Here is a 13,014-nt window from a genome sequence, read left to right as displayed (position 1 = left end):
TAATAATGAAAGGCCTTTTTATTGTTTACTCTTTGATTTTTTTCAGTTTCAAATAACCTATATGCAGTGGATTTTGCTCTAATTGTATTTCTGACTTTGTGATTTTTAACGAATATAAAGCTTTGAATTGTACTGGCAGCATATCTGCAACATTGTAAATATCATCTACATCAATTCCGTATTGATCGTCAATATGCGAAGGTGCTTCTTTGAAACCACAATGTTTGTAAAATGCAGTTTTTTTTGATTTTTTTGATGCTAATGCTAAACTAGTAGCAACTGTAATCATTTTATAATGGTATTCTTCAAATTCATTTTCTTTATACCCTCCTAAATTGATGAAAAATAATTGTTCTGGGGGAACTTGTGCTTCAGTATTTTTTGGAACAATTTCAATAGCGAAGTCATCAACGACAGAAACTTCTCGCCAAACATCAATATGAATTTTACCTTTGGCTTCTGGCCAAAAAAGATTGATATGAGGAATCAATTCTTTCAAGGAATTCCCAATTCCAAAAAAAATATCATGCTGTTCTGTAAACCGTCCTTCTGGCACACAGCCTAGCATTATCATGTATAATTTAAGTTTCTTTTCCATAATTCAAAAGTACATTATTCTTCACAATAAAGTTTGGCACAATTCATGAATAGAGTCTTTTATATAAATTATAAAAACGAAATCGAATGAAAAAAATTACCTTATTTTTAGTTTTCATCGGGATGATGGCACTACAAAGTTGTGAAGTAACAGAAGTATATGATGATGCCCCAAGAAATGAAGTGTTTGAAGTTACGACTTCATTCAATTCCAATAATAATTATAGTAGATTGGTCGTATTTGATCCGCCAATTTATTCCTCGGATTCTGTTTTAGTATATCATTTATACGATACTGTAAATGGTCAGGATGTTTGGAAGTTAATGCCTCAAACGTATTATTTTAATGATGGAGGTGCACTAGATTTTAATTTTGATTATTCTAGATTTGATGTGAATATCTATCTTTCGGCAAATTTTAATCTTAACACATTGCCAGCAAGTTGGACTCAAGATCAAACCTTTAGAATTGTAGTAATACCGGATGGTTTTGCTAAAACAATTAATAAAAATAATATTGACTCGGTTATGTCTGCATTGAAAGTTGATATGAGTGGCGTTAAGAAAATCAATTTGTAAGGAGAGATTTTAATAATAAAAAAAAGGAAATCGAGAGATTTCCTTTTTTTATTGCTTGTACTTTTTAGTTTTAAACCATTTCTTTACTACTCTTTCTAAGCGATGCCACAATTCCCGCGATAAGGGAAAGGGCTATAAAAGCCAATGAAACCCATTCAGGCAATTTAAGATAATCATGGAGCAGCATTTTGACACCTACAAAAGTCAAGATGGCAATAAGACTATACTCCAAATGAGCAAATTTGTCTAACATGTGAGCCAGAAAGAAATACATAGAACGCAATCCTAAAATAGCAAATATATTGGAGCTAAAAACTAAAAACGGATCGCTTGTTATGGCTAAAATCGCAGGAACACTATCAATCGCAAAAACGACATCCATAACTTCAATCACGATTAGCGCTACAAATAGGGGAGTAGCAGCTGTAATGTGTCTTCTTTTTACAAAGAAATGCTCTCCATCGATGTGATTAGAAATTGGCATGACTTTTTTCAGTGCTTTATAAATGAATGATTTTTTTGGTTCAAATTTTTCATCTTCTCCACTAAATAGCATTTTCATGGCGGTGTAAATTAGAAAACCTCCAAAAATATACGTCATCCATGAAAATTTGTTAATCAGTAAAACGCCAAAATAGATCATTAGACCTCTAAATAAAATTGCTCCTAAGATTCCCCAAAATAGCACTCGATGTTGGTATTTTTGTGGAATTTTAAAGGCAGAAAAAATAATAGCGATAACAAATATGTTATCAATACTAAGGGATAATTCTATCAAATAGCCCGTGATGAACTTTATTGATGCGGCAGCAGGTTTCAAAGAATCTGGATTGGCAATATAATCCGTAGTGTAAAGCCAATAGATTACTCCGGAGAATATAAAAGATAATGTAACCCATATTGCGGTCCATTTCCCTGCTTCTTTGGAACTTATAATGTGTGGTGTTTTATTAAAAACTCCCAAATCAAGGGCTAAAAAAATCAAAACTGCGGTTAAAAAAGAAATCCAGACAATCATAAATTTAAGGTATTTATATTTTGCGTAAAGATACTTTTTGATTATTAAACTTAACTAGAAATTTTAAGGAAAAGTTTTGACTTTTTACTCTTTTGGATTTTTTATGAATCTGTTACTTTCGAAAATAACGACCTTAAAATTACTAAGTTGTGATTTTAAGCGTGTATTTTTAATAATTTGATAAATTTCGGTCTATAACCCATAAAAATCCGAGGCAAAATTTTATAAAAGTAATAATTAAATTATATTTGCATCAAAATAATAGGGGTCTAATTAATTAAAAACAATTTTTATGTCAACATTACGTTTTCAAGCTTTGAGAGAAGCATCGACCAGAAAGCCAGTTAAATTTGAAGAATCTGATAGAAAATCTACTATTTTTGGTTCAAATGTCTTTAATGACAAAGCAATGAAGCAATTTTTGACTTCTGATGCTTTTAAAGGAGTGCGCGATGCAGTACAGCATGGAACTAAAATAGACAGAAAATTAGCTGATTATATCGCCATGGGTATGAAAGAGTGGGCTTTGTCTAAAGGAGTGACTCACTATACGCACTGGTTTCAACCACTTACAGGGACAACTGCTGAAAAACATGATGCCTTTTTTGAAACATCTTATGACGGTAGCGATCCTGTAGAAAAATTTGGTGGTGCTCAATTAGTACAACAAGAACCGGATGCTTCTAGTTTTCCAAATGGTGGAATTAGAAACACATTCGAAGCAAGAGGATATACCGCTTGGGATCCAACATCTCCAGCATTTATTTTTGGAACTACTTTATGTATTCCAACTGTTTTTATTTCGTACACCGGAGAGGCTTTAGATTATAAGACACCTTTGTTGCGTGCTCTTATGGTTATGGATGATGCAGCTACCGAAGTATGTAAATATTTTGATAAAAATGTAAAAAAAGTTACCGCAACTTTAGGTTGGGAACAAGAATATTTCTTAGTAGACAGAGCGTTAGCAAATTCTCGTCCTGACCTTATTATGACAGGAAGAACTTTATTAGGACATACTTCTGCAAAAGGGCAACAATTAGATGACCATTATTTTGGTTCTATTCCAACACGTGCATTGACTTACATGAGAGATTTGGAGCAAGAATGTATGTTGTTAGGCATCCCTGTAAAAACACGTCACAATGAAGTAGCACCAAATCAATTTGAATTGGCTCCTATTTTTGAAGAAACAAACTTGGCTGTGGATCACAACTGTTTGTTGATGGATGTAATGCAAAAAGTAGCCGAACGTCACGAATTGAAAGTGTTGTTCCATGAAAAACCTTTCAAAGGAGTGAATGGTTCAGGGAAGCACAATAACTGGTCGTTAGCTACAGATACTGGTGTAAACTTGTTGAGTCCAAGCAAAACACCAATGAGTAATTTACAGTTTTTGACTTTCTTTATCAATACCATCAAAGCGGTAAATGATAATGAGTCATTATTAAGAGCAGCAATAGCTTCTGCAAGTAATGACCATAGATTAGGAGCAAACGAAGCACCACCGGCAATTATCTCCGTATTCATTGGTGGACAATTGACTAAAGTTTTAGCAGAATTAGAAGGTGTCACTACTGGTAAATTATCTCCTGAAGAAAAAACCGATTTAAAACTAAATGTAGTAGGGAAAATTCCAGATGTTCTCTTAGACAATACAGACAGAAACAGAACTTCCCCATTTGCCTTTACAGGAAATAAATTTGAGTTCAGAGCGGTAGGTTCTACAGCAAACTGTTCTAATGCAATGACTACGTTGAATGCAATTGTTGCAAAACAATTAAGAGACTTTAAAGTTGAGGTTGATGCGTTAATTGATTCTAAAGACATGAAGAAAGATGATGCAATCTTCAATGTTTTAAGAGAGTACATCAAACAATCTAAAAAAATCCTTTTTGAAGGAGACGGATATAGCGAGGAATGGGAAGCGGAAGCTGCAAAAAGAGGCTTAAGTAATTTCAAAACTACACCGGAAGCATTAAAAGCCAGAATTTCTAAGCAGTCATTAGATTTGTTTTCGGAATTAAACATTATGAATCACGTTGAAGTTGAAGCGCGATACGAAATTGAATTAGAAGAGTACACTAAAAAAATTCAAATAGAAGGTAGAGTTTTAGGTGATATTTCTAAAAATCACGTTATTCCTACAGCAATTCGTTACCAAAATACTTTGATTGCCAATGTTAAAGGTTTAAAGGATATTTTTGGGGATGATTTTGAAACAATAGCTAAAGAGCAAATTGTTTTGATTAAAGAAATTTCAGGACATATTGAAGGCATTAACTCAAAAGTTGAGGAGATGACAAACGAAAGAAAGATAGCAAATAATTTGACTGATGCGCAAGAAATGGCAGAAGCATATTGTAATAAAGTAAAACCATACTTTGAAATTATCAGAAATCATTGTGATAAATTAGAGTTATTAGTTGATAATGAAATCTGGACTTTAACTAAATATAGAGAATTGTTATTTACTAAGTAGTAAGTACAATTTCTAAAATTTTTAAAAGCCTTTCCGTTTTGGAAGGGCTTTTTTTTGTCAAAAACTCTTATAGAGGATAATAGGACGATAGGGTTGTTAATAGATTGTATTCCTGTTTTAGTTTATCTTAGGTAATTTAATAGATGCAGTTAAAATATCCTTGTATCTTTTACTGTGGTTACTAATTTAGTTTTAATTATGCATATTAAGCGCAGAGTACTACAATATGGATAGTGTATGTAAAATTGTATTATTTTCCTTTTTCTTCATTATAATTTGTTTTTTTTGTTGTGAAGTTCTTTTTAATTGTATGGATGAGGTAAGGTATTTTTGCAAATCTAGTTTATGTAGTCTCTTTCTTGTTTATGAATTTTATGAAAAACGTAGTTCGTCGATACAGAATTACGTTTCATCGAAAAATATTTTAATTAGATGAAAAACAGGTATTTATACGTGTTTTCTTTTAATTATGTTTTTTATCTTTGATATGTAGTAATGAAATAAGCAAATAATTAAAAATGTATTTCTTATTAATTATTACTTAAAAAAGCAGATCCCAAATCACTTTTTTGAACCTATATATTAATTTGTATTAACAACCAATTAAATATATTTATTATGAAAAAAGTAATTTTAAGCATCTCCGCGATGCTTGTGGCCTCAGTTAGTTTTGCACAAGGAAATGTTAGTGCAGTAAATCAGTTTGGTATTGCAAATGCTGCTGTTATTACACAGTCTGGTTTAGAAAATGATTCAGATGTTTTGCAATTAGGATTTGCAAATTTGGCTGTCGTTGATCAAGACGGTAGACATAATGAAGCTGACATCAACCAAGGGGGAGCTTTAAACTATGCAAATGTTGACCAAAAAGGACGTCGTAATGATGCTTACATAGGTCAATTAGGAATTGCTAATGCTGCTTACATCACTCAAGATGGTAGAAGAAACGATGCTGTTATAGGACAAGCTGGTTTCCTTAATTATGCTAGAACAACGCAAATAGGTAGAGACAACTCTTCAACTACTTTGCAGTTTGATGTAGCGAATTCTTCTAACACTATGCAAGAAGGACATGATAATAACTCTCTGGTGTTTCAAGTTGGTATAGGAAATAGTGCCAATGTTGATCAATATGGAGAATATAACATGGCAGTAACTAATCAATTTGGTACGGATAATACTTCTTACATCAATCAATTTGGGACAGCAAACTATGCTTGGACTATTCAAACTGGGGATAGCCATTTAAGTACAGTAAACCAATGGGGAGCTGGAAATATGAGTTTAGTTATGCAATCTAACTAATTACTTTCTAAAAGGTGGAATTGGTTAACAATTCCACCTTTTTTTTTAAAGAACTATTTGTTATCATAAATAGTAAGCATAGATTTTAATAAACAATATTCAAAGCTTTTTTCTTACTGCAAATGATTAAATAGGAATAGTTGAAACTATTTTAAGGAAATTTAGGTTTAAAATTCATAACTCATGAAACCAAAATTTGATATTTTTTTATTTCTATCCATGTTTTTTACGATAAGCTTCGTAGAAGCACAAGAACTAAATTACCCTGTAAATTCTTTATACTTAGTGAGTAAGGATTTAATATACGTTGGAAATAATGAAATTGGCCAAGTTCAACAGTCATCAAATATTCAGTTGCTATCGAATAATAACTTAATACATATTTCTCAAATAGGTTTTAATAATTATTCAGATATAAGTATACATAATGAAAATTCTAAAATTTTAATTGGTCAATATGGATCAAATAATTATGTATCTGTTGACAAGAATGCTTATGATTTAACTCAATCAGTAACCCAGTACGGAAACAATAATTATGTGAGTGATTTTTCATTATATACTTCGGGTTCAATAAATATGACGATAAATCAGGAAGGAAATAATTTGACACTATTTAACAATGGGTCTAATTCAATATCCAAAGATTTGAAAATTACTCAATCAGGAAATTCGGGAGCAATTTATATTTTTAATCATTAAATTATGAAAAGATTTTTAATTAAAATTGTGGCTTTGTTCTTCTATTTTAATATTCAATTTTTGGCAGCTCAAGTTGTTTATAAAGAAGTTAAAGCCAAGATTGATGTTGAAGAGATTGAAAATACTTTGTCAGTTCTTGGAACTGTTGAGAATTTAAAGTCCGAATTTAAAAATATTTCATTTAAGCTTTCTGTTTTTAGAAAAAACAAATCTAATTCCAATAGATCAAGTAATGCTCAAGATGGCAGAGTTACCTTAGAGCCTCTAAATAAAATTACACTTTCTAAAACTCAGATTAATAAAAGTACTGAAGATCAAATTATTATATTGTTGTTGATTTATGATGAAGATAATAAAATAATAGGAAAAGATCGGGTTGTTTTTGGGGAAGAAGATTCAAATTTAGGGATTCTTAAGCCTAAAGATGGATTAGAGATGATAGGTATTGTATCTAATGACACGAAAACTAAATTAGGGAATGATTTCTACGATCTTTTTTATAATGCGTATTCAAAATTAAAATTGAATTCCAGCAAGATTATCTCCGTTCAAGAAGAATTGACCTTTGGTAGGACTACTAAGATTTCAATAAATGTAGATAGTGAAGTCATTGAAGAATTTATTGCAAAACCTGATGAAGATTTTTTGAAATATATGGCGGAAACAGCTGCTGCTAAAGTTTTTAAATATTTTAAGAATATTGAAAAACAAAATAAATTTATTACTCAGTATTGATTGTTTATGTAGGAGACTATTAAAATTTTATAGTGACTTATAATAGAGAATTAATTTTCAGGTTGCTTTTTGTTCGTTTCTCAATAATGTTTTATTTAAATCAATTTCAATATGAGAACATTACTTTTAATGGCATTACTTTTTGGAGTTTTTATGAACTCAAATGCACAAGATTTAGTTTATAAACCAAAGAATCCTGCGTTTGGCGGAGACACATTTAATTATCAATGGCTACTAAGTTCAGCTGATACGCAAAATGATTTTAAAGAAGATTCCAGAACAGGATTTGAACAGAAATCGGAGTTGGAACGGTTCAAAGAAAATCTCAATAATCAGTTATTAAATAAAATTTCTAACTCATTATTTGAAAACCAGTTTGGGGATAAAGGTATTGCTGAAGGATCCTATGTTTTTGGGAGTTTAGCGGTAGATATCTACCCATCAAACCTCGGTTTAGTTGTTGATATACTTGATACAGACACGGGAGAGCAAACACAGATATTTATTCCTGGCAATAATTGATATTTTTTAGATTGGATTAAACTACTTTTTATAATTAGAGGATTAGCTCCATGCTCTAATCATTCTTCACTAAGAAACTTGTAGAATATTTTTTCTTCCCAAATAAGTTAACATAAGATATAATCATGAATAAAAAACCTACTGTCATTCTTCTGCTTGTATTTTTGTTTTCTAGTTGTGCAGCTTATTTCAATCAACCTGTAGGCGTCGAAAAAGCGATTTATGGTGAGAACACTCCTGCTACTTCTTCATTATTAAAATTACCTAAACCAAAAGAGCCTGTTGTTGTTGGCGTTTATAAATTTAAAGATCAAACGGGTCAGTATAAAGCCATAGAGCAAGGGAGTACATTTAGCACAGCAGTTACACAAGGAGCTACATCAATATTGATCAAGGCTTTGGGGGATTCAAAATGGTTTGTACCTATAGAAAGAGAAAATCTAGGAAATCTATTAAATGAACGAAATATAATAAGGTCTACACGGCAAGAATATGCAGCAAGTTCAAATACTAATGAATCACAATTGACCCCTCTTTTGTTTGCTGGAGTTTTATTGGAAGGAGGTATAATTTCCTATGATTCTAATATTATAACGGGTGGGTTTGGCGCCAGATATTTTGGAACTGGCGGTTCTACTCGATACAGACAAGACAGAATTTCAATTTATCTGAGATTAGTTTCTACATCAAATGGTAAAATTTTAAATACTGTTTATGTTTCCAAAACAATTTTATCTCAAAGCGTAGATGCTAATTTATTCAAATATGTAAACATCAAACGGTTACTTGAAGTAGAAACTGGTTTTACCAGAAATGAGCCAATTCAGCTTGCTGTTACTGAAGCAATTGAAAAAGCCGTAGAAGGACTAATTGTTGATGGAATTAAAGATAATCTTTGGGAAGTAGACGCCACAAATATTCAAGTCAAAAACTTTTTAGATTCTTATACCAAAGAAAAAGATGAAGCTGATTTGGCCTTGCTTTACGGTAGAAATCGAAATGAAAAACGTGGTAGATTTGGAGTGGAATTAGTCGGAGGAGCAACCTACATGGCAGGAGATTATCCAAATCCGATAGCCAAACCGATGGTAAGAGGAGCTCTCAAATTTTCTTTGACTCCAAATTTTAATATTAGTGCCTCTACCAATGTATTTTTACTTGGAAATAAAAACAAATTGGATGTAGGGTATGCTTCATTAGATCTAAATTTAGAATATTTAGCACTTCCATACGATGTTTTGACACCTTACTTTTTTGTAGGAACGGGAACAACTTTCAATTCAGATTATAAAAATTCTAGCACTAAAATCCAATATGGGGCGGGTTTAGAATACTTAATAACCAATAATTTTGGATTCAAATTATATGGGGAGCATAATTTAAATTTTTCTGATAATATAGACTATATAGTGAGTGGTAAAAGAGATGATTATTATTGGCGTTTTGGAGCTGGAATAACCTATTATTTTCCACATAAATCAAAAATTAAAACAAAAAAATAATAGGATTGAAATCAAGATTTTTACTGTTATTGATTGACCAGTTGTCTAATAAAATAATACAATCTAAAGATGAAAAAAATAGGAATAAAAATAGTTATATGTTTTATTTTCTTGGTTTCTTGCAGTGAAGAACTAATTGATGATAGCGGTATGGGGAAAGTTAAAGGCAGAGTTGTTGATGCAGAAACTTTTGAACCAATAGAAAACGCAAGAATATCGACGAGTCCCACTACGAATACATTTTTCACGGATAAAGATGGTTATTTTGTTTTTGATGAAGTCTTGGTAGGGAAATATTCTTTTCAAGCACAAAAAGAAGGATATATTACCAAATTTGAACCCGCTACTGTGGTGAAAAATACAACAATACAAATAATATTCGAATTGGATGTTTCTACAGCAAATAATAAGCCTCCAGAAATTCCTTTATTAACGGCACCTGTAGATAATGCGAAAAGTCAAAGTTTAAAACTGAATTTAACTTGGACCGCTACCGACAAAGAGTCTGATCCGTTAACGTATACCGTAACTCTTAAAAATGGTACTACTGATGTTATAACTATCTATAAAGATATAAAAACTACTACGTTTGAAATATCAGGTTTGAGTTATAGTACAAAGTATTATTGGCAAGTTTCCTCTTCAGATGGTATAAATAGTCCGTCAAATAGTGTAACAAATACTTTCACTACTTTGGCATTTCCAAATCCTAGGTTTTTGTACATCAAAAAAGTAAACAGTAATAATGTTATTTACACCGCTGACGAAGCTGGAAATGAGTTGCAATTATCTTCTTCTGAGGTGAATAGTTTTAGACCCAGAAAAAATTTGCAAATAAATAAAATTGCCTATATTAGTTCCGACGGGTCTCAAAATCAAATTTATACAATGGATCCAGATGGTTCAAATGTTTTTAAAGTTACGAATTCCATTCCAATAGCCGGATTTAATATGGAACACATTAATTACTGCTGGAGTACCAATGGAAGTCAGTTGATTTATCCGAATTTTGACAAACTTTACCGAATTGATGCAAATGGAGGAGGATTGATAGAATTATTTAAAACACCAAATGGTAAGTTTATATCTGAATGTGACTGGAGTCAGGATGGAACTCAAATCGTATTGAAAGTAAATGATTTATCTGGATATAATGCAGAGATCTATGTTATAGATAACGCGGGAGCTGTTCTTTATGAAGTGCTTTCTGGATTAAATGGCGCAGTTAGTGGATTAAATATTTCTGTAGATAATCAAAAAATTGTTTATACGAGGGACATTTCAGGATATCAAAGTTCAAATTACAGAAGACTAGATTCTCGAATTTTTATCTACAATCGTATCACTAACACTTCAACCGAATTAGATACCAAGAAGCCAGATGGTTACAATGACTTGGATGTCAAATTTTCTCCTAATGAAGCAGACGTAATTTTTACAAATACGTCTAATGATGGAATTTCTATAAAAAATATTCAAAAAGCCAGTATCACTGACGTTGATTCCCGTACCACTTTATTTACCGGCGGTTCCATGCCTGAGTGGAAGTAATACTTCATCTTTTTTGTGAAAATGTCTATCTGTTTCGGATAGACATTTTTTTTGACATGCATTTTAAGATATTCCTCTCTTAGATACTAAACGTAAGGTGTACATAAATTTTCTTTGCAGGACAGATTTATCACGAAACACTTCTTATGACTCGATAGGCAAAACCCAAAAAAATAATTACCTTTGCCACACAACTACCTGCCATAAAGCAGGCTTCACAACTATACTACATGAGTTCAGATACTTCAAAAAGATATGCGCTACGCGGTGTTTCGGCATCCAAAGAAGATGTTCATAATGCCATAAAAAACATTGATAAAGGATTGTTTCCACAAGCTTTTTGCAAAATTGTCCCGGATTATTTAACCCAAGATGATGACTATTGTTTGATTATGCATGCTGATGGAGCCGGAACTAAATCCTCTTTGGCATATATGTATTGGAGAGAAACTGGTGATATTTCCGTTTGGAAAGGCATTGCGCAAGATGCATTAATCATGAATATTGACGATTTATTATGCGTTGGAGCAACGGATAATATTTTGCTTTCGTCGACTATTGGAAGAAATAAAAATTTGATCACCGCCGAAGTAATTTCAGCGATTATCAACGGAACTGAAGAACTGATTAAAGAACTGGATTCTTTTGGGGTAACCATACATTCTACAGGTGGTGAAACGGCAGATGTAGGTGATATTGTTCGAACAATTATTGTAGATTCAACAGTTACAGCTCGAATGAAACGTTCTAAAGTTATTGATAATGCCAATATCAAAGCAGGTGATGTAATTGTAGGTTTGGCTTCTTTTGGTCAGGCGACTTACGAGAAAAGCTATAATGGCGGAATGGGAAGTAACGGATTAACATCGGCGCGCCATGATGTTTTCGGGAAGTATTTGGCGACCAAATATCCGGAGAGTTTTGATGCTGCAGTTCCTGAGGAATTAATCTATTCCGGACAAGTAAAATTGACAGACGCCGTTGAAAATTCACCAATCGATGCCGGTCAATTAGTGCTTTCGCCAACCAGAACCTATGCGCCAATCATCAAGAAAATTTTAGACCAATATTCTTCCAATGAAATTCACGGGATGGTGCATTGCAGTGGAGGAGCGCAAACTAAAATTTTACATTTTGTAGAAAATTTACACATTATAAAAGACAATTTATTTCCAGTTCCGCCCTTGTTTCAATTAATTCAGGAGCAATCTAAAACGGATTGGAAAGAAATGTACCAAGTGTTTAATTGCGGTCACCGTATGGAAATTTATGTTCCGGAAGCAGTTGCACAAGATATTATCGCGATTTCAAAATCATTCAACGTTGATGCAAAAATCGTAGGTAGAGTAGAAGCTGCTACTGCAAAAAAACTGACTATTGCCAGTGAATATGGAACTTTTGAATATTAAAAAACTTCAATTGAAGTTCATTTTCAATCTTTCAATTCTTTAATCTTTTAATTTTTTATCTATGTACGAATTGGTTTTTTGGAAATATCTTGAGGGAATTTATCTCAACCATCACTTAGTTTATGAAACTATTACAGAAGAGCAAGCTGAAATTGAAGGTCTTGAAGAACTGCCTGTTCCAGTTATCTTAAATAGAATTGCTTCGGTATTTTCAAAATGGGAAAAAGTAGACGAGAAAAGTTGGAAAAATAACAATGGTGTAGGCGCTTTTCATATCAGGACGACGCCTCAAAGTATTAAAATTGATTGTTATGGTACTGAAGGAAAAACAATGGATTCTTTAGTAAATATAATGGAAGAGTTCAAATGCCCGCTATATGATCCACAAGTTCCGGAACGTCATGACGAAATGAATGAATAAAATTTTCAGGAGCTTATCCAGCACTCCGTTACAATACTCCCTTAAAAAAATATTTTTCTAAATCCTGAAAGTAGCTTCCGTTGGTCGCTCTTTCAGGACAAGAAAAATTATCTTTTTTGCAGTCGGGATTTTCACTTCGATCTGGGCTATATCAATCAGTGATGTATAACCCAAATTAGTTTAAAATCAAC

At 32.3% G+C, this 13,014-nt stretch carries 12 protein-coding genes; 10 read left to right on the top strand and 2 right to left on the bottom strand.

All coding sequences use genetic code 11. The features are described 5' to 3' along the window. Positions 1-25 precede the first annotated feature (25 nt). Complete coding sequence (locus tag G7A72_RS05230) at positions 26-598, bottom strand: DUF1543 domain-containing protein (protein ID WP_165151704.1); 573 nt, start codon at positions 596-598, stop codon at positions 26-28. Positions 599-684: 86 nt separating this feature from the next. Here G7A72_RS05230 and G7A72_RS05225 point away from each other — a divergent pair, with 86 nt between their 5' ends. Continuing rightward, entirely contained in the window at positions 685-1,176 is a 492-nt protein-coding gene (locus G7A72_RS05225) for a hypothetical protein (protein WP_113665391.1), read from the top strand. 70 nt (positions 1,177-1,246) lie between these two features. Here G7A72_RS05225 and G7A72_RS05220 read toward each other — a convergent pair whose 3' ends face one another. Further along, complete coding sequence (locus tag G7A72_RS05220; protein WP_113665392.1) at positions 1,247-2,194, bottom strand: TerC family protein; 948 nt, start codon at positions 2,192-2,194, stop codon at positions 1,247-1,249. 292 nt (positions 2,195-2,486) lie between these two features. Between G7A72_RS05220 and G7A72_RS05215 the strand changes: the two genes are divergently transcribed. The 9 genes from G7A72_RS05215 to G7A72_RS05175 all read left to right on the top strand — a co-directional run bounded on the left by G7A72_RS05215 (position 2,487) and on the right by G7A72_RS05175 (position 12,823). After that, entirely contained in the window at positions 2,487-4,676 is a 2,190-nt protein-coding gene (locus G7A72_RS05215) for a glutamine synthetase III (protein ID WP_113633507.1), read from the top strand. A gap of 648 nt (positions 4,677-5,324) precedes the next feature. Then, positions 5,325-5,981: a hypothetical protein gene (locus G7A72_RS05210; RefSeq protein WP_165151703.1), complete on the top strand. Its 657-nt coding sequence runs from the start codon at positions 5,325-5,327 to the stop codon at positions 5,979-5,981. Positions 5,982-6,164: 183 nt separating this feature from the next. Beyond that, the gene (locus G7A72_RS05205) at positions 6,165-6,683 is read left to right on the top strand and encodes a hypothetical protein (RefSeq protein ID WP_165151702.1); all 519 of its coding nucleotides are present in this window, start codon (positions 6,165-6,167) and stop codon (positions 6,681-6,683) included. 3 nt (positions 6,684-6,686) lie between these two features. Next, on the top strand, positions 6,687-7,418 hold the full coding sequence (locus tag G7A72_RS16585) for a curli production assembly/transport protein CsgE (protein ID WP_241258579.1): 732 nt from the start codon (positions 6,687-6,689) through the stop codon (positions 7,416-7,418). A gap of 111 nt (positions 7,419-7,529) precedes the next feature. Then, positions 7,530-7,940: a curli production assembly/transport component CsgF gene (locus tag G7A72_RS05195; protein ID WP_165151701.1), complete on the top strand. Its 411-nt coding sequence runs from the start codon at positions 7,530-7,532 to the stop codon at positions 7,938-7,940. Between the two features lie 125 nt (positions 7,941-8,065). Next, positions 8,066-9,442 carry a CsgG/HfaB family protein gene (locus tag G7A72_RS05190; protein ID WP_165151700.1) on the top strand — a complete coding sequence of 459 codons (1,377 nt, stop codon included), beginning with the start codon at positions 8,066-8,068 and terminating at the stop codon, positions 9,440-9,442. Between the two features lie 69 nt (positions 9,443-9,511). Then, complete coding sequence (locus G7A72_RS05185; RefSeq protein ID WP_165151699.1) at positions 9,512-10,993, top strand: carboxypeptidase regulatory-like domain-containing protein; 1,482 nt, start codon at positions 9,512-9,514, stop codon at positions 10,991-10,993. Positions 10,994-11,223: 230 nt separating this feature from the next. Continuing rightward, positions 11,224-12,402 (top strand): AIR synthase related protein, encoded by a 1,179-nt coding sequence (locus G7A72_RS05180; protein ID WP_165151698.1) that lies wholly within the window; start codon positions 11,224-11,226, stop codon positions 12,400-12,402. Between the two features lie 61 nt (positions 12,403-12,463). Further along, positions 12,464-12,823, top strand: coding sequence for a hypothetical protein (locus G7A72_RS05175; protein WP_165151697.1), 360 nt, complete (start codon positions 12,464-12,466; stop codon positions 12,821-12,823). Positions 12,824-13,014 lie beyond the last annotated feature (191 nt).

The organism is Flavobacterium sp. Sr18 (assembly GCF_011064265.1).
GTDB classification, from domain to species: domain Bacteria; phylum Bacteroidota; class Bacteroidia; order Flavobacteriales; family Flavobacteriaceae; genus Flavobacterium; species Flavobacterium petrolei.
The sequence above is the reverse complement of the archived record's forward strand: the minus strand, read 5'-3'. Positions and strand labels throughout refer to the sequence as shown.